This is a genomic window from Paraburkholderia sp. BR14312, from assembly GCF_040948675.1.
GTDB lineage: Bacteria > Pseudomonadota > Gammaproteobacteria > Burkholderiales > Burkholderiaceae > Paraburkholderia > Paraburkholderia nodosa_A.
Map to the genome: position 1 here is coordinate 127,776 of NZ_JBFPKI010000014.1, position 26,588 is coordinate 154,363.

The following is a 26,588-nucleotide window of genomic DNA, read 5'->3' on the forward strand; positions in this document are numbered from 1 at the left end:
GCGCACGCCGGCATGTTTCTAAGGATTACTTAGGGTGGGTGAAACAGAAATCATCAATCGAGCGGCCAGCTTTCGCGGCTTGCCGCACGCACGGCTTGCGCCGATTCGAGTGCGAGGGCGTTCTGCGCACGCTGGCGGCAGTCGTTGTAGTCGAGCTTGCGCACGCGCGCCTTGATCGACGGCACCGAAACCGGATCGACGGAAAGCTCCGTCACGCCGAGGCCGACGAGCAGCGGCACCGCGAGCGGATCGCCCGCCAGCGCACCGCACACGCCGACCCACTTGCCGTGCTTGTTCGCGCCTTCGACCGTCGCTGCCACGAGACGCAACACGGCCGGGTGCAGCCCGTCGGCTTGCGCCGCGAGGTCAGGCTGGCAACGGTCCATCGCGAGCGTGTACTGCGTGAGATCGTTGGTGCCGATCGAGAGGAAATCGGCGTGGCGCGCGAGCTGGTCCGCGAGCAGCGCCGCCGAGGGCACCTCGATCATCACGCCCACTTCGACCGGCTCCGTGCGGCCCGCTTCGCGTGCGAAGGTGTCGATGCGCTCGCGCAGACGCACGAGTTCGCCCACGTCGGTCACCATTGGCAGCAGGATGCGCACCTTGCCCGCGGGCTTCACGGCAACGAGTCCGCGCAGCTGATCGTCGAGCAGATCGGGCCGCACCTGCGCGAGGCGGATGCCGCGCAGACCCAGCGCCGGATTCGGCTCGGGCGGCAGCGTGAGATAGTCGACTTCCTTGTCCGCGCCCACGTCGAGCGTGCGGATGATCGCCGTGCGGCCCGCCAGTGCGTCCGTGATGGCCTGGTAGCTCTGAAGATGTTCGTCCACCGTGGGCGCGGCCTGGCGATGGATGAAGAGCAGCTCCGTGCGCAGCAGCCCCACGGCGTCCGCGCCGTTATCCACCGCCGTGTTGGCATCCTCCAGCGTCGCGATGTTCGCGGCGACTTCCACCGCGTGGCCGTCGCGCGTGGCTGCGGCCTCGTGCGACGTGCGGCGGTTCGCTTCGCGCACGCCGGCCAGGCGCTGCTTTTCGCTGCGCGCGCGTTCGATGTCGAGCGCGCTCGGCGTGTACGCAAAGCGGCCGGCGCTCGCATCGATGACGACTTCGGTGCCCTCGGGCACCGCATGCAGCGCGTCGCCAAGCGCGACGAGCGCCGGGATGCCGGCCTGGCGCGCGATGATCGCGGCGTGCGAGGTCGCGCCGCCGCGCGCCATCACGAGCGCCATCACACGCTTGCGGTCGAGCGAGGCGAGATCGGAAGGCGTGAATTCGTCGGCGGCGAGCACGGCTTCTTCGGGCAGCGTACGCGCGGCCGCGTTCGACAGACCGAGCGCGCGCAGCACGCGCTTTTCGAGGTCGCGCAGGTCGGCGGCGCGCTCCGCTAGCAGCGGATCGTCCACCTTGCCGAGCACCGCAATCTGCGCGCGAATCGCTTCGCGCCACGCGTAGCCGGCGCTCTTGCCGAGGCTGATCGCGTCGCGCGCGGCGTCGACGAGCGTCGGGTCTTCGAGCAGCACGCGGTGCATCGTGAAGATGCCCGCCTCGCCGATCGCGCCGCGCTGCGACGCCGTGCGCACGCTCTGGTTCAGCTCGGCGTCGACAGCGGCGATCGCCTTGTCGAGCGCGCGGCTTTCCGCGGCCGACGTACCGCTCGCGAGTTCGGGCGGCGTCAGTTCGGCTTCGTCCCAGCGCACCAGCTTGCCGACCGCGACGCCCGGCGCGGCGCACACGCCCGCGAGCACGCCCGGCTCGGCGGAGGACGCCACGGCGGCCGCGGCTTCCTGCATCACGGGCGCGGGCGACTGCTGCCGCGCCGGGGCTTCGCCGTGCTCGCCGGGCGCTTCGCGCAGGAGCTCGTTCGCGACCGCGTCCACGGCGCGCTGCGCCTCCAGGCCGATGCCGACGAGTTCGATGGTCGCGCCCTCGCCCGCGCCGAGGGCGAGCAGGCCGACGACGCTCTCGATGGCGGACTTGCGCTCGCCGAAGCGCACCTCGACGCGCGCGTCGATGCCGCGCACCGCTTCGCGCGCCCGCGCCGCGGGCCGCGCATGGAGGCCGCCCGCATGCGTAAGTGTGACGCTGCGGCGCACTTCGTTTGCGATCAATTCATGGGCGGCTGCGATCTCCGCGCCGTCACGCACGCGCAGCACGAGCAGCGCGGACTTGCCCGCTTCGACGTGACCCGCGCCCGCGCGCTCGATCACTTCGAATGCATCCGAATTGGCGATCGCGACGACCGAAACGAGGCTCGGTGCATTGCACGCCACCACGTCGAGATCGAACTCGATCAAGGTGTCGCCGAGCCGCACCTGCGCGCCCTGCTTGACCTTCGGCGTGAAGCCCTTGCCGTTCAGCTCGACGGTGTCGATGCCGACGTGCACGAGCACCTGTGCGCCTTCCGCCGATTGCAGCGTGACCGCGTGGCCGGTGCGTGCGAGATGCACGACGATGCCGTCGCACGGCGCGACGACGCGGCCGACGAGCGGATCGACGCCGATGCCGTCGCCGAACAACCCTTCCGAGAACACCGGATCGGGCACCGACGCGAGCGGCACAACCGGGCCGGTGAGCGGAGAGACCAGTACGATGTGCCCCTCGGCGCGAGTATGCGGATCCATCAGGCGAGACTCCTCGATGCGTTCCATTCGCTTTCCAATCTAGTGTGTTTCGGTGACTTTGTTCAGGTAACGCGGCTCGTCAGGATTGCGGCCGCGCGCGGCGGCAAGGCCCGCCGCCATCACGTAGAACGACAAAATGGCCGCGATGGGATCGAGTGCCGCGTCGGCAGCCGTTTCGAGCGGCAGCGCAGCGCCAGCCACGTCGGCGGGCGCCGCGAGCAGCACGCGCGCACCGCGCTTTTCCATGTCGCGGGCGAACTCGATCAGGCCCGCCTGCTCCGGCCCGCGCGGGGCGAACACGAGCAGCGGGTAATCGCGGTCGATCAGCTCCATCGGGCCGTGGCGCACCTCGGCGCTCGAAAACGCTTCGGCCTGAATGCCCGAGGTTTCCTTGAGCTTGAGCGCAGCCTCCTGCGCAACGGCGAGGCCCGGACCGCGACCGATCACGATCATCTGTTTCACGTCGCGCAATTCTTCGACGGCCTTCGACCAGTCGAGCGTGCCCGCGCGATCGAGCGCGTCGGGCAGCGCGCGCACGGCGTCGAGGAACGCGGCGTCGCGCTGCCAGAAGCCGACGAGTTGCGCCGACATCGCGAGCATCGCGATATAGCTCTTGGTGGCCGCCACGCTCAGCTCGGGACCGGCGAGCAGCGGCAGCTCCATGCCGGCGGCCTCGGCGAGCGGCGAGCCCGCGACGTTGACCATCGTCGCCGTCAGCGCGCCGGCTTCGCGCAGCGCCTTGATCGTCGCAACCAGATCAGGACTCCTACCTGATTGGGAGAAAGCGAGGGCAAACTGGCTGCGCACACGTAAGGGCGCCTGCTGGAGCGTTGCGATCGACATCGGCAGCGTGGCGACCGGTATGCCGATGCGGCTCATGGTGAGCGCAGCGAAGTAGCTCGCCGCGTGGTCCGAACTGCCGCGCGCAACGGTGAGCGCGACATGGCGCGGTTCGGCCTCGAGCGCGCGGGCGAGCGCCTCGACGCGCGCGGTGTCCGCGAGTTGCGCGGCGACAACGCTGGCCGATGCCAGCGCTTCCTTAAGCATATTCGACAATCGATTCTCCTTCGACGTAGGTCGCGGTGAGCGCCAGCTCGCGATCGAACACATTGACATCGGCCCATGCGCCGCGCGCGAGGCGGCCACGGTCTTCGATGCCGAGGTAATCGGCGGCATAGCGCGACAGGCGCGCGGACACGTCTGCGATCGGCAAGCCGATCGAGACGAGGTTGCGCAGCGCCTGGTCCATGGTGAGGGTGCTGCCCGCGAGCGTGCCGTCGGCGAGGCGCACGCCGCCAAGGCACTTCGTCACGTGCTGGCTGCCGAGGCGGTATTCGCCGTCGGGCATGCCGGTGGCCGAGGTGCTGTCGGTCACCACATAAAGGCGCGGAATGGCGCGCAGCGCGGCGCGGATCGCGCCTGGATGCACGTGCAGCAGGTCGGGAATGATCTCCGCGTACTCGGCATGCGCGAGCGCCGCGCCGACTACGCCCGGGTTGCGATGGTGCAGCGGCGACATCGCGTTGAAAAGGTGCGTGAAGCCGCAGGCGCCATGCTTGAGCGCGGCCACGGCGTCGTCGTAGGTCGCGAGCGAGTGGCCGATCTGCACGCGCACGCCGCGCGCCGCCATCTCGCCGATGATCTCGATATGGCCCGCGATCTCGGGCGCCACGGTCACCACGCGAATCGGCGCGATCGAGAGGTACTTGAGCACTTCGTCGAGCACGGCCGAAACGGCGGCGTCGGGCTGCGCGCCGAGCTTGCCCGGATTGATGTACGGCCCTTCGAGGTGCACGCCCAGCACGCGCGCGCCACCCACCGTGCGGTTGCGCGTAACGTTGCCGAGGCCCGCGACCACGTTCATCAGCTCGTCGCGCGGGGCGGTCATGGTGGTGGCGAGCAGGCTCGTGGTGCCGTAGCGGGCGTGGGTGCGCGCGATGGTTTCGATCGCGTCGCCGGCTTCCATCACGTCGGCGCCGCCGCCGCCGTGCACGTGCAGGTCGATGAAGCCCGGCAGGATGTAGGGCGCGTCGTTGTTCGCCGGATCGGTGGCCTCGCCCGTGATCGCGGTGATGCGTCCGTTCTCGAACGACAGCGTGCCGTGGATCCAGCCTTCAGGGGTGAGTATGTTTCCGCTCAGCATGAGAGTTTTCCGATGAGGCGCATCGAAGCGCGGTAGGACGTTTCGGTGACGTGCATGAGAGAGACTGCGGCGGCGCTCACTGGCGCAGCTCCGCAACGAAGTCGTAATAGCCGTCGCGGCAATAGGTGTCGGTCAGCTCGATGGCCCGCTGATCGGCGGAAAAGCCCACCCGCGTGATGACGAGCAGCGCCGCGCGCGGCTCGACGCCCATCAGCGCGGCGATTTCGCCCGTCGCGTTGACCGCGCGAAAGTGCTGCAGGGCGCGTACCACGGGCACGCGATGCTGCTCGAGATACGCATACAGCGAGCCCTCGATGGCTTCCGGGTCGGGCACGATCGACACGGGCAGCGCCGAATGCTCGACGGCCATCACGGTGCCGTCGGCGCGGCGCAAGCGGCGCAGGCTCGCGACCGAGGCGCCCGGCGAGAGGCCGAGCTGCACGATCTCCTCGCGGTGCGCGGGCCGGACCTCGCGCGCGAGCCACACCGAGTCGGGCGTGAAACCGCGCTGCTCCATTTTCTTCGTGAAGCCCGTGAGGCGCGAAAGCGGGTCTTCCACGCGCGGCGTGATGAAGCTGCCCGCACCGCGTGCGCGCCGGATCAGCCCCTGCTCCACGAGCAGCTCGATCGCCTTGCGCGCGGTGATGCGCGACACGCCGATGGCGTCCGACAGCGTGCGCTCCGAAGGCAGCGCTTCGCCGGCCGACCACACGCCGCAGTGAATGGCCGTGGCAAGGTTGCGCGCCAGCTGCAGATAGAGCGGCGTCACATTGCGCGCATCGGGCATCAGGGCAGACCAACGGGTTTCCATGGACTTGGCGCCAGCGGTTGGACGTTCGTGGGGGGCCGGACGGGCACGCTGCGTGGCAGTGCCGGTGGTGCAGATTGGTCCGGTGTGGAAGCGAGCCCATTATATAACCACAATAAGACCAGTCAACAGAGGCCATCGCGCCGCAGGTAAACTAAGAATATCGTTAAAAATCAATGCATTAAACGAACTAACAAGGCTCCAGCGGGGTGCAGTTCGACATCAGGATTTACCCTGGAGCGGTATCCTGGGGGCGCCACAATGGGACCAGGGTGGCGTCAACAGGTTAGCTGACATAGGCCCACCGTAGTACCGCCGTAGGACCAGGATGCGACTGCAGCAGGAACCGTCGCGGAGACCGCGATCGTGCACGCGCAATAAAAAACGCCGTGGCGGTCGCCACGGCGTTCGGGGGCTCCCGCGTCGATTGGACGCAGGCAGCCGCTGCTCGAAGGTCCCTTAGAACGACGGAACCATCGAGCCCTTGAACTCGTTCTTGATGAACTGGCGCACGTCTTCCGACTGGTACGCGGCGACCAGCTTTCTCACCCAGGGCTTGTCCTTGTCCTGGGTGCGAACGGCGATCAGGTTCGCGTACGGGCTGTGGATGTCCTCGATGGCGATCGCGTCTTTGGTCGGCTGCAGGCCGGCCGCGAGCGCGTAGTTCGTGTTGATCACGGCGGCGTCCACGTCGCCGAGCGCACGCGGAAGCTGCGCGGCGTCCAGTTCGACGAGCTTGATCTTCTTCCGGTTTTCGGCGAGGTCGAGCGGCGTCGCGTTGTTGCCGTTGACGCCCGCGCCAGCGCGCAGCTTGATCAGGCCCTTGCTTTGCAGGAGCAGCAGCGCGCGGTTTTCGTTCGATGGGTCATTCGGCACGGCGACCTTCGCGCCTTGCGGCAGATCGTTCAGCGATTTGAGCTTCTTCGAGTACACGCCGATGGGCGAGATGTACGTGAGGCCCGCGTTCACGAGCTTGTAGCCGCGCTGCTTGATCTGGCTGTCGAGATACGGGCCGGTCTGGAAGCTGTTGGCGTCGAGCTCGCCGGCGTCGAGCGCGGCGTTCGGCTGCACGTAGTCGTTGAATTCGACGACCTTGACGTTCAGGCCTTCGCGCTTGGCGACCTTCTGGACGACGGCCCAGACTTGCGCGTCCGGACCCGAAACGGTACCGACCTTGATGACCTGGTCGTCGGCGCGTGCGCCGAAGCTGGCCGCGAGCGTGGTGGCGGCGATGCCGGCGAGGAGTGCTTTAATCAGATTTCTGCGCTGCATGAAGAGGATGTTCCTGCGTGGTTTTGGTATTGCTCCGGTTCCGTGGCGTTGTGCGCCATCTGCCGGACGATATAAATCGTCTCATATGGAACCGGTTGCGCGAAATAATGAATTCGCATACTGGTATGCCCGTGCAGCCCTGAGGCGTGCGGCGCGTGTTCGCCTCTCGCGGCGAACACGCCGCGCTTCCCTTAGTCGGGATTCGAGCCGAGAAGGATCTTCAGATCGTGCAGCCAGGGCGTGACGCCCTGCCCGTCGCGCGCAAAGAGGCGCAGCTTGCCGGTCGTGTCGAACACGTAGCTCGCGGCGGTGTGATCCATCGTGTAGCTATCCGGCGTGTTGCCGGGCACCTTCGCGTAGTACACGCGGAAATCCTTCGCCACCTGCTTGAGCTGGTCCTCGTTGGCCGGGCGCAGCCCAATGAAGGTCGGATTGAACGCGGCCGCGTACTGGCCCAGGATCTGCGGCGTGTCGCGCTCGGGATCGACGGTGACGAACAGCACCTGCACGCGCTTCGCCGCATCGGGCCCGAGCTGCTGGAGCGCCTGCGAAAGCTCGGCCATGGTGGTCGGGCAAACGTCCGGACAGTGCGTGTAGCCGAAGAACAGCACGACCACCTTGTCCTTGAAGTCGGCGAGCGTGCGCGTCTTGCCGCTGGTGTCGGGCAGCGCGAAGTCCTTGCCGAACTGGGTATTGCCGGTGATGTCGAGGTTCGAGAACGCGGGCGGCTGCTGGCCGCAGCCCTCGAGTACCAGCGTGCCGCCGAGTGCGCCTGCAGCGGCAAGCGCGACGACCGTGGCGCGCACGAAGCGCGCAAGCGTGCGGTGGGCCATGTCGTTACGCCGCGATGAGCGCATGCACGTAATGGTCGACGAGCAACGCCATGAACAGCAACGAGAGGTAGACGATCGAATAGCGGAAAGTCTTGCGCGCCAGTGCGTCGGAATATTCGACGTAGATCTTCCACGCGTAGGCGAGGAATACGGCGCCGAGCAGCACGGCCGAAGCCAGATACAGCACGCCGCTCATGCCCGAGATGTACGGCATCAGCGTGACCGCGAACAGGATCACGGTGTAGAGCAGGATGTGCAGACGCGTGTACTTCTCGCCGTGCGTGTTGGGCAGCATCGGCAGGCCGGCGTTTTCGTAGTCCTTGCGGCGGTAGAGCGCGAGCGCCCAGAAGTGCGGCGGCGTCCACACGAAAATGATCAGCACGAGAATCCAGGCGTCGCCGGGCACGTGGCCCGTCACCGCGGCCCAGCCGAGTGCAGGCGGCATGGCGCCCGAGGCGCCGCCGATCACGATGTTCTGCGGCGTGGCCGGCTTGAGCAGCAGCGTGTAGATGATCGCGTAGCCGATGAAGGTCGCGACCGTGAGCCACATGGTGAGCGCATTGGTGAACGTGTACAGCACCCACATGCCCAGGCCGCCGATCACCGCCGAGAAGATCAGGATCTGCGTGCTCGTGATCTCGCCGCGCGCCGAAGGACGCCAGGCAGTCCGACGCATGCGCGCATCGACCTTTTGCTCGACGAGACAGTTGATCGCGAAGGCCGCGCCGGCCGTGAGCCAGATGCCGACGGTGCCGCCGATCAGCTGCTTCCAGGGCACCATGCCGGGCACGGCGAGGAACATGCCGATGACGGCGCAAAACACGGCGAGTTGCGTGACGCGCGGCTTGGTGAGCGCGAGATATTGGGAAATCCGGCTACCGGGCGTCTGGGATAGGGTTGTACTTTCCATAGGGCGGGATCACACCGCAGCGGTGTCGCGCGCTGGGAGAACGGCGCGGCCGGGGCGGCTACAAGCAATTCGAAAGTTTAGCACGACGACCAAAAGCAGCAGGATCGCCGCGCCACCGTTGTGCGCCACTGCCACGGGCAGCGGCCACTGCAGCACGATGTTGGATAGCCCTGTCAGAAATTGGATAAAGATCACGATCATGATCCAGTTTGCCGGGCGTCGCAGCGAGGCATAGCGTCGCAACTTGAGGGCGAACCATACCAGATAAGCGATCACGACGAACGCGAAGGTACGGTGCGTCCAGTGGATTGCGACGAGCGCGTCCTGCGTGATCACGTCGCCGTTGCCGTCCATGCCGAGCGCGCGCCACAGGTGGAAGCCGTGATGGAAATCCATCGGCGGAATCCACGCGCCGTTGCAGGTCGGGAAGTCGGTGCAGGCCAGCACCGCGTAGTTCGTGCTCACCCAGCCGCCCAGCGCGATCTGCAAAACGAGCAGCACGAGCGCCGCCAGCGCGGCCATGCGCCAGCGCGCGGCGTCCGGCTCGTACGCGGGCAGCGGCGTCATGCGCGCGGCGAGCCAGGCGAGCGAGCCGAGCAGCGTGAGGCCGAGCAGCAGGTGCGTCGTGACGATGATGGGTTGCAGCTTCATCGTCACCGTCCACGCGCCGAACACGCCCTGCACGAGGATCAGCCCGAGCAGCGCCGTGGGCCACCACGGCGACACATGCAGCGGCAGGCGCTTGATGCGCGCGCGCCAGGCAATCGCCATCTGCGCGATGATCAGCACACCGATCGCCATGGCGAAATAGCGGTGGATCATCTCGATCCATGCCTTCGTCATGCTCACGGGACCGCTCGGCATGGCCAGATGCGCCGCGGCAATCTGCACGTGCGCGATGAACGGCGACGACGTGCCGTAGCAGCCCGGCCAGTCAGGACAGCCGAGGCCCGAGTCGGTCAGGCGCGTAAAGCCGCCGAACATCACGAGGTCGAGCGTCATGAACGTCGTGAGCCACACGAGCTTGCGAAACTTGTTGTCGTCGGCCTTGACCCAGACCCACGAGAGCGGCAGCAACGCGATGCACAGGCCGATCAGGCCCAGCTCCAGGATAATCATCTCTCTTACTCTTCTCTGTCAGACTCGCGCTGCGCACCTTAACCGATGCGGGACCACTTGAGCAGTTTAGTGACGTCTTGTTTGATTTTCGACGGATCGGCTTGCGCCGGGAATCGCATCATCAGGTTGCCGTTCGGATCGACCAGATAGATGTGGTCGGTGTCGTTCGTCGTCTGCGTCGCGGGCAGCCACGCCGCGACGGCGACCGGATCGGCGCGCAACACGCGCGTGTCCGCGTAGGCGCCCTTCACTTTCGCGGGGACGCTCGTGTCGTCGGTGCGCAGCCAGACCGTGACGATGCGCTCGCGCTCCTGGCCCTGCGTCGCGCGCACCTGGCGCATGAAATAGAGCTTCGTGGCGCAGGCTTCGTCGCAGGCGCCGCCATTCACCGAGATCATCAGCCAGCGGCCCTTGAGCGAGGCGAGCGGCACTTCATGGCCGTCGTCGCCCGTCACCATGAGCGCGCCGGGAATGGGCCGCTGCGGCTCGATGAGCGTGCCATAGCTCGTCGAGCCGCCCTTCGGCTTGATCACGTAGTACGAGAAGTACGAAATCGCGATCGGCGCGCCGCAGATGAGCATGATGATGAGCAGCGTCCAGCGGCCACGCCGCTTCGCGTGATTCTGCGCGGACGTGGCGGCCGGCTGTGCGGCTTGTCTGGCCTGGGCGGAACGGGGGGATTGCGTCGACACTCTCGTGGAACCTCGCTTCTGTCGCTTTCAGTTGTCCATGTGCTGCACGCGCAGCGCCATTGTCCGGATCATGTCGGGATCGAATCGATTCGTCCGACGGATCATCAGGCGTCCTTCGCACTGCCTGCGTCTTGCCCTTCGGGCTCTACGGCGTGCCGCCCGGCTTCGCCTTCGGTGCGCGCTTTTGTCGCAGCGCTTTTCGCAGCTTTACGGGCCGCAAACAGACCGAAACCGAGGGCCGCGAGCGCCATGCCCCACCACTGGAGCATGTAGCCGTAGTTGCGCTCGACATCGGTATCCGGCACCGGCCAGTCGCGCACGAGCCCGTCCTTGAAGGCCGGCACGAAGCCGGTTTGCTGAATCACGAACGATTGCAGCGGCAACCCGGTTTCCGCTGCGTAGGAAGCGACGCCGAGATTCTGCCGTATCTTCTGATGCGCTGCAGAGCCACCCGCACCGAGTTCGAACGCACGCGAGGCGTTTGCGCGCGCAATGCCTTCGACTACGACCGGCCCAGGCGGCGTGACATAGGGCGCGATTGCGGTGCGGTCCGCGACGTTGCGCGGCAGCCAGCCGCGATTGACCAGCACGTAGCCGCCGCCTTCGAGTTTAAGCGGCATCACGACATAAAAACCCGGCTGATCGTTATACGGACGATTGTCGAGATACACCACGCGCTCGGGCAGGAAGGTGCCCGTCGCCCGCACGCGATGGAACTCGATGTCCTTCAGCGGGAGCGGCGCGGCGCCCACCGGTTGCGGCGCAGACGATTCGTACTGCGTGATTTGCGCCTGCAGCGCCTCCTTCTGATGCGCGCGGTCGCGCTGCCAGAAGCCGAGCCGGATCGTCACGGCCATCACGATCAAGATGAGCAGCGTGGGGACGAGCCGGATTTTCATTGGGCACGTCCGATGCGTGAGATACCGGTGATCGAACCCCGCACCACGCAGCGTGGTGCGATAATGAGACAGACGTTTTCAGGCATGCCAAATTCCGTGAACTTCATGCACATACTCGTCCCGGTTGCGTTCGCGCTGATCATCGCGAGCATGATCTCCGCGCTCTACTTCATGATGCACGACCGGGGCCGCACCAAGCGGATGGTCTGGTCGCTCGCCACGCGCGTGGGCCTTTCCATCTCGCTCTTTCTGTTCATCCTGTTCGCGCACTGGATGGGCTGGATTCAGTCCACCGGGATTCCCTACGGTCGCTGAGCACCGCTGACCGTCACCGAACACCGCCGCGCAAACCGCATTCCGGAAAACACAAGGCGCCGCGCCGACGAGGTCGGGCGGCGCCTTGTTTCTCTCCCGGCTCGCGCGCCGCGGCCTGCGCGGCGCACCCCGCATCACAGCCAGTACACGACGACGTAGAGGCCGAGCCACACCACGTCGACGAAGTGCCAATACCATGCCGCGCCTTCGAAGGCGAAGTGATGCTCCGCGGTGAAGTGGCCGCGAATGAGCCGGATCATCACGACGGTCAGCATGGTGCCGCCCAGGAACACGTGGAAGCCGTGGAAGCCCGTGAGCAGGAAGAACGTCGAACCGTAGATGCCCGAAGCGAGCGTGAGATTCAGCTCGCCGTACGCGTGGATGTACTCGAACGCCTGCAGGAAGAGGAAGCACACGCCCAGCACGATCGTCGCGGCGAGCCAGGCGATGGCCTTCGAGCGATGATTGTCGCGCAGCGCGTGGTGCGAAACGGTGAGCGTCGCGCCCGAGGAAAGGAGCAGCGCCGTGTTGATGGTCGGCACGGGCCACGGCGTCATCGAGCGGAAGTGCGAGACCAGCGCTGCGGGACCGTTGTTCGGCCACACCGCGGAGAAGTCCGGCCAGATCAGCCTGTAGTCGAGGCTGCCGAGCTGATGCAGGGCGATCGCACGCGCGTAGAAAAGCGCACCGAAGAACGCGCCGAAGAACATCACTTCGGAGAAGATGAACCAGCTCATGCTCCACCGGTACGACACATCGACGCGCTTGCCGTACATGCCGCCTTCGGACTCGGCGATGGCGTCGCCGAACCAGTGCCACAGCGTGAAGAGCAGCCACAGCAGGCCGACGAGCACACCGATCGGCCCCCACGACTCGCCGTTGATCCACGAGGCGAGCGACCCGAGCATGACCACAAGCCCAATGGACGCGCTGATCGGATGCCGCGACGGGTGCGGTACGAAGTAGTACGGGCTATCGTTTTGGCCGCTCATGCCTGTTTCTCCAGTTTCCAGTTGCACCGGACATCGCCGGCTGCATTTGTCCGAGTGTGTCCTCGTTATTCACTGCTTCGTGCGCAGCGTTGCGCGCACTCGCTCATCCCACCACCGCGTGCACGATCAACAGCAGCACGACGATGAACAGCACTGCGCCGATGATGCCCGCGATGATCAACTGCACGGGGTGCAGGTTCGCCGCGTCGTCTTCGAGGTCGGCGCGCTTGCGCACGCCGAGAAAGGACCACGCCACCGCTTTCATCAACTGCAGGATGCCGCCTTTCTTCTTCGCCGGCCCCGCTCCGCCATGTTCGTCACTCATGCGCCCTTCGCCTCCTGGCATCGTTGACTTCGGCGCTGAAGGAGCTCACGCGCCCGCCGATTGCTTCGGCGGCGGCGGCACAGCCGGCTTGTTCAGCTCGAAGAACGTGTACGACAGCGTGATCGTCTTCACGTCTTTCGGCAGCTTCGGGTCGATCACGAACACCACCGGCATGCGCTTCGTCTCGTTCGCCTTCAGGACCTGCTGCGTGAAGCAGAAGCATTCGATCTTGCGGAAGTACTCCGTCGCCTGCTTCGGCGCGTAGCTCGGAATGGCCTGCGCGTCGATCGTGCGTCCTTCGTTGTTCGAAATGTCGTACATCACCGTCATGACTTCGCCCGGATGCACGTCGAGGCTCGTCTGCTCCGGCTTGAAGCCCAGCAGCCCGCGTGCGTTCGCGTCGAACTCGACCGAGATCGTGCGTGTCATGTCCACCTGCGTGTTGCGCGCCTCGCGCTCCGTGGCGTCGCGCTGCACCAGGTTGTTGATGCCTGTGACCTGGCAGATCGCTCGATACATCGGCACCAGCGCAAAACCGAAACCGAACATCAGCAGCGCCACCACGGCGAGCTTGATGAGCATCGACCGGTTGAATGCGCGATCATTTCCAGCTTGCGTGGACATCGAACTTCCTCGAACGATCTTCCGGCAAACGCCCTGCGCGTCAGTGGCCGGGGAAATACACCTGCTTGACGACGGCCGCCACAAAGAAACCGACTACGACAGCCAGCAAGATGAGGCCGAGCCGCAGATTGCCCGCGCGGATCTGCTCGGGCGTGCGTCTTTTTTGTGGATCCCGGGTCATGCGTTCAGCGCGGTTGGCCGCGGCTTCTCCTTGCATCGTGAATCGCCTCTCGTACGTGCTCCGATGAAGACTGCGTGAAGACCGCGTGCTTCGTTCGCGTCCGGCTGCGCACAGCCGGACGCCACCCACTCAACGGGTTACTCGACCGTCGGCGGGTTCTCGAACGTGTGGAACGGCGCCGGGCTCGGCACGGTCCACTCGAGGCCCGTTGCGCCGTCCCACGGCTTGTCGCCGGCCTGTTCCAGCTCGCCGCCGCCGCGATACGCGGGCAGCGCGACAAAGAACAGGAAGTACACCTGAGAAAGCCCGAAGCCGAAGGCGCCGATCGTGATCACCTGGTTCCAGTCGGTGAACTGGGCCGGATAGTCGGCATAGCGTCGCGGCATGCCGGCCAGGCCGACGAAGTGCATCGGCAGGAACGCGAGGTTGAAGAAGATGAGCGAGCACCAGAAGTGGATCTTGCCGCGCGTCTCGTTGTACATCCAGCCGGTCCATTTTGGCGCCCAGTAGTACCACCCTGAGAACAACGCGAATAATGACCCCGCCACCAGCACGTAGTGGAAGTGCGCCACCACGAAGTAAGTGCCGTGATACTGGATGTCGAGCGGCGCCATGGCGAGCATCAGGCCCGAGAGACCGCCGAACGTGAACACGATCAGGAAGCCCACGGCCCACAGCATCGGCGTTTCGAACGAGAGCGAGCCGCGCCACATCGTGGCGACCCAGTTGAACACTTTCACGCCCGTCGGCACGGCGATCAGCATCGTCGCGTACATGAAGAAGAGCTGGCCCGTGACCGGCATGCCGGTGGCGAACATGTGGTGCGCCCAGACCATGAACGAGAGAATCGCGATCGACGCCGTGGCGTACACCATCGAGCTATAGCCGAACAGCGGCTTGCGCGAGAACGCCGGAATCACCTGCGAAACGATCCCGAACGCCGGCAAGATCATGATGTAGACCTCGGGGTGCCCGAAGAACCAGAAGATGTGCTGGTACATCACCGGGTCGCCGCCGCCGGCCGCGTTGAAGAAGCTCGTGCCGAAGTGGCGGTCGAACAGCAGCATCGTGATGGCGCCCGCGAGCACCGGCATCACGGCGATCAGCAGGTAGGCGGTGATGAGCCACGTCCACACGAACATCGGCATCTTCATGAGCGTCATGCCGGGGGCGCGCAGATTCAGGATCGTCACGACGATGTTGATACCGCCCATGATCGACGAGGCGCCCATCATGTGCAGCGCGAAGATCGCGAAGTCCATGCCCGGGCCCATCTGCGTGGAAAGCGGCGCGTAGAGCGTCCAGCCCGCGGCGGTCGCGCCGCCCGGCGAGAAGAACGAGCCGACCAGCAGGCAGCCGGCGGCGGGCAGCAGCCAGAAGCTGAAGTTGTTCATGCGCGCGAACGCCATGTCCGAGGCGCCGATCTGCAGCGGAATCATCCAGTTCGCGAAGCCCACGAACGCCGGCATGATCGCGCCGAACACCATGATGAGACCGTGCATCGTGGTGAGCTGGTTGAAGAACTCGGGGCGCATGATCTGCATGCCCGGCTCGAACAGCTCCGCACGAATGGCGAGCGCCATGACGCCGCCCGAGAGGAACATCACGAACGAGAAGAGCAGATATAGCGTTCCGATGTCCTTGTGATTCGTCGCGAGCAGCCAGCGGCGCCAGCCGTGGGGCGTGGCGTGCGCGTGGTCGCCGTGCACGTGACCGTGCCCGCCAGCTACATCGTGTCCGATGCTAGACATGTCTTATCTCCTGTCGGTCCGGAGTTGGCGCTTTGGCGCCTGACTCCAGCCCCATGCAATTGAAATGCTGAAGCGAATTGCTTTTGCGTCTCTTGCTGCTTGTTCTTATGGCGCGGGCCCGTTCAGGCCGCCGCGCTGATCTCCACCCGACGCGCTTCTTTCGCGTTCGCGCCGCCCGTGATCGTTTCCGGCTTCTTCAGAATGATGTGGTCTTCCGCAATGCCTGCCGCCTTCATCGCGTCGCGCACCGCTTGCGCGCGGCGCTTTGCGAGGTCGGCGTTCGTGCTGGCGTTGCCGCTCGAATCGGTGTAGCCCGACAGCGTGAACTTCGCGTCCGGGTGCGCCTTCGCGTAGTCGGCTGCCGCCTGGATGGCGTCCTTCGCGTCGGCGGGCAGCGTGCTCTTGCCCACTTCGAAGTAGACGCTCGCCGGCAACGCGGCTGCGCTCGGCGCCGCTGCGCCCGACGCCTGATCCGCGCCGCTTGCGGGGACCGCGCCGCTCGCCGCGCTCGCTTCGGCCGCGCCGCTGGCGGCTTCCGCGCCGCTTGCCGCGGCCGCGCCGCTCGCGGCGCCCTCGCCCGCTGCCGCCGTCGTGCCGCCGCCCTCGGGCATTTTGCCGTTACGCGCGTCGGCCACCTGACGCGGCTGCAGAATGTCGCCGGTGTGGTTGCCCCACGAGTTACGCTCGAACGTGATGACCGATGCGATCTCGACGTCGTTGAGCGTCGGCGCCCATGATGGCATGGCGTTCTTGCCGTGCAGGACGATGCTCACGTGCTCCGCGAGCGGACCCTGAACGACCTTGCTGCCGTCGAGCGCCGGGAACGCGCCCGCGCCCTTGCCGGTGGGCTGGTGGCACACCGCGCAGTTCGAGTTGTAGATCTTTTCGCCGCGCTCCTTGAGCTCGGCCAGCGTGTAGGTCTTGTTCGGGTCGTCGTTGGCAGAGGCCATCTTTGCCTTTTGCGTATCGACCCACTTCGCGTAGTCCTCGTCGGAGAGCACCTCGACGACGACCGGCATGAACGCGTGCTCCTTGCCGCACAGCTCGGTACAGAAGCCGCGATAGGTGCCGACCTTGTCGGCCCTGAACCACGTGTCGCGCACGAAGCCCGGAATCGCGTCCTGCTTCACGCCGAACGCGGGCACGTACCACGAGTGCACGACGTCGTTGGCCGTGGTGATGACGCGGATTTTCTTGTTGACCGGCACCACGAGCGGATTGTCGACTTCCTGCAGGTACGTATCGGTGATCGGCACGCGGTTGTTCACCTCGGAGCGCGGCGTGCTGAGCGTGGAGAGGAAGTTGATGCCCTCGCCCGGCCCCTTCACGTAGTCGTAGCCCCATTTCCACTGGTAGCCCGTGACTTTCACGGTGAGGTCGGCGTTGGAGGTGTCCTTCATCGCGACGACGGCCTTGGTGGCGGGCAGCGCCATCAGCACGACGATGATGAACGGCACCACCGTCCAGATGATTTCGACCGTGGTGCTCTCATGAAAGTGAGCGGCCTTGTGGCCCTTCGCCTTACGGTGCGCGTAGATCGAATAGAACATGACGCCGAACACGCCGACGAAAATCACGACGCACAAGAGCAGCATCATCATGTGGAGGCCGTAAAGCTCTTCGGCGATGCGCGTGACGGGCGGCTGGAAATTGATCTCGTTGACCGCAGGGCCGCCTGGGCTGTCTCCGACTGCGAGTGCCGCGCCGGCGACGAGGAATCCGCTGCACGCCAGCACGCCCTGGAGGGCTCGCTTGATTGTTTTCATAGCTTCCTTACCCATAATTTCCATTCAAACCCTCGACCCCGCAGGAAGGTTTTGCAACCAGGGCGCCCCCTGGGACGCTCGTGCCGCCAACCGGCAAGCTCACGCGCCGCGCATCAAGGCGCGCGCGCAAGCCAGGCACGCAGTTCCCGCGCGAACTGCGCACGCCGATATTGCGGCAGATGCAACCCGACAGCGACCGCCTGACCGCGGGACACGAGACGCACCGGGTCGCGTGGGGTCGCGCCCGGCTCGACCCGGACCCAGCGGGGATTGAATTCGAACTGCGTGAGCGCGTCGGCGCTCATCTGTTCGATCACCAGCCGGTTCGGATAAAGCCTGATACGTTCGTAATCGACAGCATGGCGCGCATAGATGACAAAAGCGCCGCCTACTACCAACAGATCGATACCGGTAAACGGCAAAACCAGCCAGGCGCCGTGGATCAACAACAGAACGGCGATCGCGATGGAAACCAGCGCCAGCGAAACATAGAAGAACACGAATTGCCTGGGCGAAACCGAACAGTTGCGCTTCATGATCCAGTCTTTCAGGACCGGTTCCGGACTCGCCAGCAGATCAGACGCCTGCATCGCTCGCTTCCCCCACTTGCAACTTCGCCAGACTATCGCCGCGTCGCGCCTCGCACAACTACGGGAACATCTGGACTTGCCACAACGGAATTTGGGGACCCTTCCGCGCAGCAAACTGACGCATTATAGGCGCGATCCCCAGCCCTCACAAGCAAGGCCCAATCGCCCGCGAACCCATACCAGATGGGCTTTACAGCGATTTTTCAGGCATTTCCCCAAGGCTTTTCCGGCGCTAATTTCAGGCATAACGAAAGCCCCCTTACCACGTTACCGATTCCTTGCAGGACCCCGGCCGATGTCTTCGATGCGCACGATGCCATGGCCTTCGGCGGTCGTGCGCGGCACGGCCTTCCACGCGTGGCCGTAGATGATCTCGAAGGTCAGCGGGATCGTGCCCGCGTGCGGACCGTCCGTGCAGCGGCGCGCCTCGAGCGCCGCCACGAGCGCACGGTGCAGGCGCCGCGCGGTGCCACCGTTCTCACTGTCGCCATCGCCGTTGCGCTCGAACGGATACGCGCCCCAGCGGCGCACGTCGGCGAGCAGCTTCTCCGGCGTCTTGTAGGTGATGGTGAGCGTTTCCTGGTCCATGACCGGAATCTCGAAACCGTTCTCGACGAGCATGTCGCCGAGATCGTGCATGTCGACGAAATCGATGACGTGCGCGCGCGTCGGCACGCCGTGCGCGGCTTCGACTTCGGCGAACGCGCCGCGCAACTCCTTGAGCGTGTCGGGGCCGAGCGTGCTGAACATGAGCAAGCCGTTGACCTTAAGCACGCGCTGCCACTCGCCGAACACGAGGTCGGGGCGCGGATGCCAATGCAGTGCGAGATTCGACCACAGCAGCTCGAACGCACCGTGCGCGAACGGCAGTTCGGCGAAGTCGGCCTGCGCAACCCGCGGACCGCGCGAGCCGAGCGCGCGTCCAACCGATGCAGGCAGGAAACGCCGCCAGCTCGTGTCGGGGGCGTCGTGCTCGCGGGCACGGCGCAGCATGGCGAGGGAGAGATCGGTGCCGAACACGGGCGCTTCGGGAAAGCGCTCGCGCAAGCCGGGCAGGTCGTCGCCCTGGCCGCACGCGATGTCGAGCACGGCCGCAGGTTTCACCTTGATGTACTCGAGGCGCTCGCGCATGCGTTGCGCGATTTCACGCGGCAGGAAGGCAACGTCGTCGAAAGTCGCCGCACGGCGATCGAAGATGCGCCGCAGGTGCCGGGTGTCATAGTCCGGACGGCCAGTTCTTGCGGGAGACGGGGACATGTCGGTCGTATTGGCGAAGTCTGCGAAGTATACTCGCTCACTCCTTTCCTTTCAGTCACGCGAGCCCGCTGCCCGGGCCGTCCTTCGATGCCGCCGCGCCCTTCTTCTCGTGATGCACGCAATGCAGCGGGCGTCACACCGCCCGCTTCGCACCGCACTCGTCTTGCGGGCGTTGCGCGCGTCTGTCGAAAAGCGCGGGCGCTGCCGTCACAGCTTGCCCACTTCGTGCTGCCCAATCTGTGTCCATTATGCGGCAATTTGACGCGAGCCACGCTCTGTGTGTGCTGCGATGCCGCGTACTGGAATGAGCCGCGCCTGCGCTGGACGGTCTGTGCGATGCCGCTCGCGCACAGGCGCGGTGCGGCGGGACGCGCACGCTACCGCTGCGAGGCCTGCACCGACGCACCGCCTGCGTTCGACGCCACGCTCGCGCTCGCCGATTATCGCGCCCCGCTCGACCTGCTCGCGCGTGGCCTGAAGTTTCGCGCGCGCCTCGCACTCGGCGAGGAATTTGCGCGACGCCTGGCGCTGGCCGCATACGATATGTGCGATGAGCACGGCATGCCGGAGATCGTCGTGCCGGTGCCGCTCTCGCGCGAACGCCTGATCGAGCGCGGCTACAACCAGGCCTGGCAGATCGCGCGGCCGCTCGCGCGCCGGTTGGGCACGCACGCGGATGCCACGCTCGTACGACGCATCCTGCATACGGCGCCGCAATCGAAGCTCGATCGCGAGACGCGCCGCCGCAACGTCGGCCGGGCCTTCGCGCTCACGCGGCCGCTTGCCGGCCAGCACGTGGGTGTGGTCGACGACGTGATGACCTCGGGCGCCACGCTCGACGCGCTCGCGCATACGCTCAAGGCCGCTGGCGCACGGCGCGTGACGAATTTCGTCGCGCTGCGCACGCCGAAGGACTGATCGGCCTCACCCTGTTCAAGACATCGAGAGAGTTTCATCGTCATGTTCAACGTCGTTCTCGTCGAACCCGAAATCCCGCCGAACACCGGCAACGTGATCCGCCTGTGCGCGAACACCGGTGCGCGGCTTCATCTGATCGAACCGCTCGGCTTTCCCCTCGACGACGCGAAAATGCGCCGCGCGGGCCTCGATTACCACGAGTACGCGCAGATGCACGTGCACGCCGACTGGGATACCTTCATCGCCAAGGAAGCGCCGGACCCGTCGCGCATGTTCGCGTTCACGACGCGCGGATCGGGCCGCTTTCATGCGCATGCGTTCCAGCCGGGCGACTGGTTCGTGTTCGGCGCGGAAACGCGCGGCCTGCCCGACGCGGTGCTAGAGCGCTTTGCGACGCCACAGCGTGTGCGCCTGCCGATGCGACCCGGCAATCGCAGCCTGAATCTCTCGAACACAGTTGCGGTCGTGGTGTTCGAAGCGTGGCGTCAAGCGGGATTCGAAGGCGGCGAATGACGCGGGTACGTTGTACCGCGTCGCCCTACGCCCTGCCGCGCGCCGCAAGCTCACGCTCGTAGCGCGTGAGCATCGCATTGTCGAAGCACGCGAAGATCACGTGTTCGAGCGTCGGATATTTCGATAGCTCGTCGATCACGGTCGATACCGCAATCGCCACGGCCTCGTCGGCAGGAAAACGGTAGACGCCGCAACTGATTGCCGGAAACGCGATGCTCGTCACGCCGGCCTCGCGCGCGCACTCGAGCGAGCGCCGGTAGCAGGACGCGAGCAGATGCGCTTCGTCACGGCCGCCGCCGTACCAGACGGGGCCCACGGTATGGATGACGTGTTTTGCGGGAAGGCGATAGCCGCCGGTGATTTTGGCGTCGCCGGTCGGGCAGCCGTTCAGCGTCTCGCATTCGCGCAGCAGGTCCGGCCCGGCGGCGCGATGAATCGCGCCGTCCACGCCGCCGCCGCCGAGCAGCGATTCGTTCGCGGCGTTGACGATCGCATCGACCTTCAACGTGGTGATGTCGACGGCCTGCGCTTCGATGCGGCAGTTTCCGATGGTCAGCATACGGTCCTCCTTTGCGATCCGGCCCACGCAAAGCGTGCTCAAAACCTGGCGCAGCAGGACCGAAGCGTCCTACTCCGCCTTCGCGTCGCGCCGCAGCAGCGCGCTCACGGCGTCGCGCGGCGTGACACCGTCGAACAGCACGGCGCATACCGCCTGGGTGATCGGCATGTCGATGCCGTGCGCGCGCGCGAGCGCCAGCACGGCCTGCGCGCAGCGCACGCCTTCGGCCACGTGGCCGAGTGCGGCGAGGATATCGTCGAGCGTGCGGCCGCTCGCGAGCTGCTTGCCCACGGTGCGGTTGCGCGATAGGTCGCCCGTGGCGGTGAGGATGAGGTCGCCGAGGCCGGTCAGCCCCGTGAAGGTCTCGGCGCGCCCGCCGAGCGTGACGCCAAGGCGCGTCATCTCGGCGAGACCGCGCGTGATGAGCGCCGCGCGTGCGTTCAGGCCGAGGCCCAGACCATCGGCAATGCCGGTCGCGATCGCGAGCACGTTCTTGACCGCGCCGCCCACCTCCACGCCGACCACGTCGTCGCCGGTATAGATGCGCATCGCGCGGTGATGGAACGCAGCGAGCGTGCGCTCGCGACAATCGGCGGAGGCGCTCGCCACCGTCAACGCGACAGGCAGGCCCTCGCCGACTTCGCGCGCGAAGCTCGGCCCCGAAAGCACGCCGTTGCTCGCATGGCCCGGCAGCTCGGCCGCCACGACCTGATGCGGCATCAATTGCGTTTGCGCTTCGAAGCCCTTGCAGAGCCAGACGAAGTGCGCGGGCACGCGGCCCATGTCGCGCAGTGTGCAAAGCATGCCGCGCAGGCCGGCCACGGGCGTGGCGAGCACGACGAGATCCGCCTCGCCCGACGCATGGTCGAGCGCGGCGGCAAGATCCGTTTCGTATTCGAGATTGCTGGGCAGCGCGACGCCCGCGAGGTAGCGGGCGTTTTCGTGCGTCTTGCGCAAGGTGTCGACGAGCGCGCCATCGCGCGCCCACAACAGCGTGTGATGCGCCTGGGCGAGATGCCCTGCCAGCGCGGTGCCCCACGCTCCGGCGCCGAGAACGGCGATGTTCATTCCGATACTCCGCACCGGTAGTTCGTGGAAACGATCAACGTACGCTTTAGTGCGTTGCGCTGCTTGCGCCGTCTTGCTGGGCGAGTTGCTGCAGGCGTTGCTCGTAGAGCGCCTGGAAGTTGATCTCGGCCAGGTGGATCGGCGGGAAGCCCGCGCGCGTGATCGCGTCGGCGATATTCGAGCGCAGGTACGGGAACAGGATGGTCGGGCATGCGATGCCGACGAGCGGATCGACCTGTTCGGCGGGGATGTTGCGGATGTCGAAAATGCCGGCTTGCTTGGCTTCGATCAGGAACGCAACCTTGTCCTTGACCTTGGCCGTGACGGTGCCGGTGACGATGATCTCGAACACCGATTCGGCGAGGCGCTCGGCCTTGACGTCGACTTCCACTTCGACCGAAGGCATGTCCTGCTCAAGGAAGATGGCCGGCGAATTCGGCTGCTCGAGCGACATGTCCTTGAGGTAAATGCGCTGGATATTGAAGAACGGCTGGTTGTTCTCGTCAGACATGGTGTATGGCTTCCCTGATTGAATGGATCGCGGCGGCATCCTCGTGACATCTCAGCGTCCCGAAAATGCGCCGCGCTACGGCAATGAACGGCAACAGGCCCGCGCAAGCCTCACTGGCTCGCGCGGGCCGAAACCCTGCGTCGCTACGTCACGCTGCGCAGCCCGCCTGCGGACCGAGGCCGCAAGGCTATCGGGCTGCGAATCAGGCCTTGAATCCGCCCGTAACCTCAGGCGGCTTCGAGCAGCGGCATCAAGCCGCCCGCACGGTCGAGCGCGGAGAGGTCATCGTAACCGCCCACGTGCGTCTCGCCGATGAAAACCTGCGGCACGGTACGCCGGCCGGTGCGCGTCATCATCTCTTCGCGCCGCGCCGGGTCCCGGTCGATCAGCACTTTCTCGATGTGTTCGACGCCGCGCGACTTTAAAAGACGCTCGGCCATCTGGCAATACGGGCACACCTGGGTGCTGTACATGACCACTTTGCTCACTTCGAACCTCCTTGTTTCACGACCGGCATACCGGCCTGCTGCCAGGCGTTCACGCCGCCGTCCAGCACGTGGACTTCGGCAAAACCGGCGTCCTTCACGAGGCGCAGCGCCTTGTGCGACTGCTGGCCCGTCTGGCAGACCAGCAACACCGGGTTGCTCTTGTTCTTCACGAGCTGGCCGATCTTCGTCTCGAGTTCGCCGAATTCAACCTGGCGCGCCGAGGGCAGATGACCCTTCGCGAACTCACCCGCGGGACGCAGGTCGACCACCACCGCGTTGCGGCGGTTGATGAGCTGCGTCGCCTCGGCGGTGGAAACCCCGCCGCGGCCGCCGCGCTTGAGCGTCGGCCACAGGAGCAACCCTCCTGAGATGAGGACGATCGCGATGAGTACAAGGTTGATGTAATTGGTGAAGAACGTCACGGAGGGGCCGCCGAAAAAAGGGAAAGTCGGAGAAATCGTGCGAAATCGGATTCGGACAATCCGCTCATTATAAAATAACCGTTTGTCGCAGGGTTACCGCCCCCCAGCCCGGGCGTGCCGCCCGCCGGACCTGGACCGCCGCCATGGTGCTGCTGCCGTGTTGCGTCTTCCGTCCCCGATTACCGCTTCCTTCACTACCGACCGGCATCCTCATGTACAAACTCGTACTCATCCGCCACGGCGAATCGACCTGGAACAAGGAAAACCGCTTCACCGGCTGGGTGGACGTCGACCTCACCGAGCAGGGCAACCGCGAAGCGCAGCAGGCAGGCCAGCTGCTCAAGGAGTCCGGCTACACGTTCGACATCGCCTACACCTCCGTGCTCAAGCGCGCGATCCGCACGCTCTGGCACGTGCAGGACCAGATGGACCAGATGTACCTGCCCGTGGTCCACTCGTGGCGCCTGAACGAGCGTCACTACGGTGCGCTTTCGGGCCTGAACAAGGCCGAAACGGCAGCCAAATTCGGCGACGAGCAGGTGCTGGTCTGGCGCCGCAGCTACGACACGCCGCCGCCGGCGCTCGAGCCGTCCGACTCGCGCACGTCGTACAACGACCCGCGTTACGCCAAGGTGCCGCGCGAGGAACTGCCGCTCACCGAGTGCCTGAAGGACACGGTCGCGCGCGTGATGCCGATCTGGAACGAGTCGATCGCGCCGGCCATCAAGGCGGGCAAGAAGGTGGTGATCGCCGCGCACGGCAACTCGATCCGCGCGCTCGTGAAGTACCTCGACAACATTTCGGATGACGACATCGTCGGTCTGAACATCCCGAACGGCGTGCCGCTCGTCTACGAGCTGGACGAGAGCCTCAAGCCCATCAAGCACTACTACCTGGGCGACGCCGAAGCCATCGCGAAGGCGCAGGCCGCCGTGGCGAACCAGGGCAAGAAGGCGGGCTGAGGCTTGGTGCTTCCCTTCATCGGCCGCATCCTGGCCATGCCTGGTTGATTCAGGCAGCCGCCGGTCCGTCGGGCCGGCGGCCTGTCCGCAGGCCATGCCCTCCCACCAGGCGAAGCGCCGCGCGGCTTCGCCCCGGCACTCTGGCCGCGCTGGAATTCGTTGCACATTCCCCTTTTCTGTCTTTTTCCGGGCCTGGCTGGCAGGATTGCCAGCGCACTGCCAGCACCGTGCCAGAAGCAAAATTGCGGCACACGGTTTGCGAACCTGGCGGCTGCGGCACTGTCTTAGTCCCCATCGTACGCGCCATATACACAGCCACGGCGGGTGTGCAGTTATACTTGTCCGTCGCTTTTCCAATAGACGCTGCCACGCGCCTTTTCGACCGCACGCAACATACTCTATGCGAAAGAACCTGAAAAACATCGGCCTGATCGCCGCTGGCCTCGCGACCGGCGTATTTGCCACCCTGCAGATTTCCGCCGAGGCGCAGCAAACCCAGCAGACGGTCGTAGAACCGCTGCCGCTCGACCAGCTGAGGCTCTTCGCCGAAGTCTTTGGTCAAATCAAGCATGAGTATGTCGTGCCGGTGGACGACAAGAAGCTCCTCACCGCCGCCATCAAGGGCATGGTGTCGAGCCTCGACCCGCACTCGTCGTATCTCGACAAGACCGATTACCAGGAACTCCAGGAGCAGACCAAGGGTCGCTTCGCGGGCCTCGGCATCGAAATCTCGTCGGAAGACGGCCTGATCAAGGTCATCTCGCCGATCGAAGACACGCCCGCCTACCGCGCCGGCATCCGTCCGGGCGACCTCATCACGCGCATCAACGACAAGCCGGTGCGCGGCATGACGCTCGACCAGGCCGTCAAGCAGATGCGCGGCGACCCGGGCACGAAGGTCACGCTCACGATCTTCCGCAAGACCGACGACCGCACCTTCCCGCTCACCATCACGCGCGCCATCATCAAGGTCCAGAGCGTGAAGTCGAAGATCGTGCAGCCGGGCTACGCGTATATCCGCATCACGAGCTTCCAGGAGCGCACGGTCCCCGACCTCGCCCAGAAGCTGCAAGATATCGCGCGCCAGGAGCCGAACCTCAAGGGCATCATCCTCGACCTGCGCAACAACGGCGGCGGCCTGCTGCAAAGCGCCGTCGGCGTTGCGGGCGCGTTCCTGCCGCCGGATTCGGTCGTCGTCTCGACGAACGGCCAGATCCCGGACTCGAAGCAGGTCTACCGCGACACCTACGAGAACTACCGCCTGCCGTCGTTCGACGGCGACCCGCTCAAGGGCGAGGCGGCCGAGTTCAAGACCGTGCCGATGGTCGTGCTGACCAATGCCTACTCGGCGTCGGCCTCGGAAATCGTGGCGGGCGCGCTGCAGGACTCGAAGCGCGCGCTGATCGTCGGCAAGACGACGTTCGGCAAGGGCTCGGTGCAGACCGTGCGCCCGATGACGGCCGACACGGCGCTGCGTCTCACCACGGCGTACTACTACACGCCGAGCGGCCGCTCGATCCAGAACAAGGGCATCCGTCCTGATATCGCGGTCGATCAGTACGCAGACGGCGATCCGGACGACGCACTCGTCACGCGCGAAGTGGACTACCAGAACCACCTCGCCAACACGCAGGATCCGGACGAGAAGAAGGAGCAGGAAGTGCGCGAGCAGGAGCGCATGGACATGCTGCGTCAGCTCGAAGAGCAGAACGACAAGAAAACGCCGGATCAGCGCCAGAAGGATCGCGAGCGCAAGCCGGTCGAGTTCGGTTCTACCGACGACTACATGCTCCAGCAGGCGCTGAACAAGCTCCAGGGCAAGCCGGTGGCCGAATCGAAGTCGCCGATGGAGCGCCGCCTCGCGCAGCAGAAGCCGCCGACCTCGGCTTCCGCGCCGATCGCCGTGAAGCCGGGCGCGCTCATCATGGCGCCGGCTCCGGGCTCCGCCGCGCCGGCCTCCGCTCCCGCGCCGGCGAAGTAACACGCCGTACCGCCTCGCGACCCGTGCGCCTCGTGCGCCGGTCGCGAGGCCGCCCCTCCTCCAGCCGC

Annotated in this window: 28 protein-coding genes; 5 read left to right on the forward strand and 23 right to left on the reverse strand. The window is 65.8% G+C overall.

Going from position 1 to position 26,588, the window contains the following annotated elements; all coding sequences use genetic code 11:
- Positions 1 to 53 precede the first annotated feature (53 nt).
- From ptsP to AB3X98_RS33360, 10 genes are all read right to left on the reverse strand, one after another.
- Entirely contained in the window at positions 54 to 2,648 is a 2,595-nt protein-coding gene (gene ptsP, locus AB3X98_RS33315) for a phosphoenolpyruvate--protein phosphotransferase (RefSeq protein ID WP_368610375.1), read from the reverse strand.
- A 12-nt stretch (positions 2,649 to 2,660) separates the two neighbouring features.
- The gene (locus AB3X98_RS33320) at positions 2,661 to 3,668 is read right to left on the reverse strand and encodes an SIS domain-containing protein (RefSeq protein WP_368606429.1); all 1,008 of its coding nucleotides are present in this window, start codon (positions 3,666 to 3,668) and stop codon (positions 2,661 to 2,663) included.
- A complete protein-coding gene (gene nagA, locus AB3X98_RS33325; protein ID WP_069264917.1) occupies positions 3,661 to 4,764 on the reverse strand; it encodes an N-acetylglucosamine-6-phosphate deacetylase in 1,104 nt (367 codons plus the stop codon). The genes AB3X98_RS33320 and nagA overlap by 8 nt, the downstream gene beginning before the upstream one ends.
- 76 nt (positions 4,765 to 4,840) lie before the next feature.
- On the reverse strand, positions 4,841 to 5,575 hold the full coding sequence (locus AB3X98_RS33330; RefSeq protein ID WP_324148451.1) for a GntR family transcriptional regulator: 735 nt from the start codon (positions 5,573 to 5,575) through the stop codon (positions 4,841 to 4,843).
- Positions 5,576 to 6,031: 456 nt separating this feature from the next.
- Positions 6,032 to 6,844: a MetQ/NlpA family ABC transporter substrate-binding protein gene (locus AB3X98_RS33335; RefSeq protein ID WP_368606405.1), complete on the reverse strand. Its 813-nt coding sequence runs from the start codon at positions 6,842 to 6,844 to the stop codon at positions 6,032 to 6,034.
- 191 nt (positions 6,845 to 7,035) lie between these two features.
- Entirely contained in the window at positions 7,036 to 7,677 is a 642-nt protein-coding gene (locus AB3X98_RS33340; protein ID WP_368606406.1) for an SCO family protein, read from the reverse strand.
- A gap of 4 nt (positions 7,678 to 7,681) precedes the next feature.
- The gene (gene cyoE / locus AB3X98_RS33345) at positions 7,682 to 8,587 is read right to left on the reverse strand and encodes a heme o synthase (protein WP_069264928.1); all 906 of its coding nucleotides are present in this window, start codon (positions 8,585 to 8,587) and stop codon (positions 7,682 to 7,684) included.
- Positions 8,588 to 8,596: 9 nt separating this feature from the next.
- Positions 8,597 to 9,706 (reverse strand): heme A synthase, encoded by a 1,110-nt coding sequence (locus tag AB3X98_RS33350; RefSeq protein WP_368606407.1) that lies wholly within the window; start codon positions 9,704 to 9,706, stop codon positions 8,597 to 8,599.
- 38 nt (positions 9,707 to 9,744) lie between these two features.
- The gene (locus AB3X98_RS33355; protein ID WP_069264933.1) at positions 9,745 to 10,398 is read right to left on the reverse strand and encodes a cytochrome C oxidase subunit I; all 654 of its coding nucleotides are present in this window, start codon (positions 10,396 to 10,398) and stop codon (positions 9,745 to 9,747) included.
- A 104-nt stretch (positions 10,399 to 10,502) separates the two neighbouring features.
- Positions 10,503 to 11,297 (reverse strand): SURF1 family protein, encoded by a 795-nt coding sequence (locus tag AB3X98_RS33360; protein WP_368606408.1) that lies wholly within the window; start codon positions 11,295 to 11,297, stop codon positions 10,503 to 10,505.
- A gap of 105 nt (positions 11,298 to 11,402) precedes the next feature.
- On the opposite strand from AB3X98_RS33360, the gene AB3X98_RS33365 reads away from it, so the two are divergent.
- Entirely contained in the window at positions 11,403 to 11,612 is a 210-nt protein-coding gene (locus AB3X98_RS33365) for a twin transmembrane helix small protein (RefSeq protein WP_028201826.1), read from the forward strand.
- 134 nt (positions 11,613 to 11,746) lie between these two features.
- Here the strand turns inward: AB3X98_RS33365 and AB3X98_RS33370 are convergent, their stop codons facing one another.
- From AB3X98_RS33370 to AB3X98_RS33405, 8 genes are all read right to left on the reverse strand, one after another.
- Positions 11,747 to 12,604 (reverse strand): cytochrome c oxidase subunit 3, encoded by an 858-nt coding sequence (locus AB3X98_RS33370; RefSeq protein WP_069264937.1) that lies wholly within the window; start codon positions 12,602 to 12,604, stop codon positions 11,747 to 11,749.
- Between the two features lie 103 nt (positions 12,605 to 12,707).
- Positions 12,708 to 12,929, reverse strand: a complete 222-nt coding sequence (locus AB3X98_RS33375; protein ID WP_069264939.1) for a DUF2970 domain-containing protein — start codon at positions 12,927 to 12,929, stop codon at positions 12,708 to 12,710.
- A 45-nt stretch (positions 12,930 to 12,974) separates the two neighbouring features.
- Entirely contained in the window at positions 12,975 to 13,553 is a 579-nt protein-coding gene (locus AB3X98_RS33380; RefSeq protein ID WP_069264941.1) for a cytochrome c oxidase assembly protein, read from the reverse strand.
- Positions 13,554 to 13,593: 40 nt separating this feature from the next.
- The gene (locus tag AB3X98_RS33385; protein ID WP_208867222.1) at positions 13,594 to 13,734 is read right to left on the reverse strand and encodes a cytochrome oxidase small assembly protein; all 141 of its coding nucleotides are present in this window, start codon (positions 13,732 to 13,734) and stop codon (positions 13,594 to 13,596) included.
- A 137-nt stretch (positions 13,735 to 13,871) separates the two neighbouring features.
- Entirely contained in the window at positions 13,872 to 15,485 is a 1,614-nt protein-coding gene (gene ctaD / locus AB3X98_RS33390) for a cytochrome c oxidase subunit I (protein WP_069264943.1), read from the reverse strand.
- 122 nt (positions 15,486 to 15,607) lie between these two features.
- On the reverse strand, positions 15,608 to 17,275 hold the full coding sequence (coxB, locus tag AB3X98_RS33395) for a cytochrome c oxidase subunit II (RefSeq protein ID WP_368606409.1): 1,668 nt from the start codon (positions 17,273 to 17,275) through the stop codon (positions 15,608 to 15,610).
- An 89-nt stretch (positions 17,276 to 17,364) separates the two neighbouring features.
- A complete protein-coding gene (locus AB3X98_RS33400) occupies positions 17,365 to 17,841 on the reverse strand; it encodes a DUF2244 domain-containing protein (RefSeq protein WP_069264947.1) in 477 nt (158 codons plus the stop codon).
- A gap of 267 nt (positions 17,842 to 18,108) precedes the next feature.
- Positions 18,109 to 19,098: a methyltransferase domain-containing protein gene (locus AB3X98_RS33405; RefSeq protein WP_069264950.1), complete on the reverse strand. Its 990-nt coding sequence runs from the start codon at positions 19,096 to 19,098 to the stop codon at positions 18,109 to 18,111.
- Positions 19,099 to 19,185: 87 nt separating this feature from the next.
- Between AB3X98_RS33405 and AB3X98_RS33410 the strand changes: the two genes are divergently transcribed.
- Both AB3X98_RS33410 and trmL read left to right on the forward strand, forming a co-directional pair.
- Complete coding sequence (locus AB3X98_RS33410) at positions 19,186 to 20,016, forward strand: ComF family protein (RefSeq protein WP_368606410.1); 831 nt, start codon at positions 19,186 to 19,188, stop codon at positions 20,014 to 20,016.
- 42 nt (positions 20,017 to 20,058) lie between these two features.
- Positions 20,059 to 20,529, forward strand: coding sequence for a tRNA (uridine(34)/cytosine(34)/5-carboxymethylaminomethyluridine(34)-2'-O)-methyltransferase TrmL (gene trmL / locus AB3X98_RS33415; RefSeq protein ID WP_368606411.1), 471 nt, complete (start codon positions 20,059 to 20,061; stop codon positions 20,527 to 20,529).
- Positions 20,530 to 20,554: 25 nt separating this feature from the next.
- On the opposite strand, the gene AB3X98_RS33420 is transcribed toward trmL, so the two are convergent.
- From AB3X98_RS33420 to AB3X98_RS33440, 5 genes are all read right to left on the reverse strand, one after another.
- The gene (locus tag AB3X98_RS33420; protein WP_368606412.1) at positions 20,555 to 21,088 is read right to left on the reverse strand and encodes an O-acetyl-ADP-ribose deacetylase; all 534 of its coding nucleotides are present in this window, start codon (positions 21,086 to 21,088) and stop codon (positions 20,555 to 20,557) included.
- 69 nt (positions 21,089 to 21,157) lie between these two features.
- Positions 21,158 to 22,156: an NAD(P)H-dependent glycerol-3-phosphate dehydrogenase gene (locus tag AB3X98_RS33425; protein WP_069264958.1), complete on the reverse strand. Its 999-nt coding sequence runs from the start codon at positions 22,154 to 22,156 to the stop codon at positions 21,158 to 21,160.
- Positions 22,157 to 22,202: 46 nt separating this feature from the next.
- Positions 22,203 to 22,667, reverse strand: coding sequence for a protein-export chaperone SecB (gene secB, locus AB3X98_RS33430; protein WP_042270084.1), 465 nt, complete (start codon positions 22,665 to 22,667; stop codon positions 22,203 to 22,205).
- Between the two features lie 227 nt (positions 22,668 to 22,894).
- The gene (gene grxC, locus AB3X98_RS33435) at positions 22,895 to 23,155 is read right to left on the reverse strand and encodes a glutaredoxin 3 (RefSeq protein WP_042270085.1); all 261 of its coding nucleotides are present in this window, start codon (positions 23,153 to 23,155) and stop codon (positions 22,895 to 22,897) included.
- On the reverse strand, positions 23,152 to 23,577 hold the full coding sequence (locus AB3X98_RS33440) for a rhodanese-like domain-containing protein (protein WP_042270087.1): 426 nt from the start codon (positions 23,575 to 23,577) through the stop codon (positions 23,152 to 23,154). The genes grxC and AB3X98_RS33440 overlap by 4 nt, the downstream gene beginning before the upstream one ends.
- 212 nt (positions 23,578 to 23,789) lie before the next feature.
- Here AB3X98_RS33440 and gpmA point away from each other — a divergent pair, with 212 nt between their 5' ends.
- The gene (gene gpmA, locus AB3X98_RS33445) at positions 23,790 to 24,539 is read left to right on the forward strand and encodes a 2,3-diphosphoglycerate-dependent phosphoglycerate mutase (protein WP_069264960.1); all 750 of its coding nucleotides are present in this window, start codon (positions 23,790 to 23,792) and stop codon (positions 24,537 to 24,539) included.
- 400 nt (positions 24,540 to 24,939) lie between these two features.
- Entirely contained in the window at positions 24,940 to 26,520 is a 1,581-nt protein-coding gene (locus tag AB3X98_RS33450) for a S41 family peptidase (protein ID WP_342949544.1), read from the forward strand.
- The last annotated feature ends 68 nt before the right edge of the window (positions 26,521 to 26,588 follow it).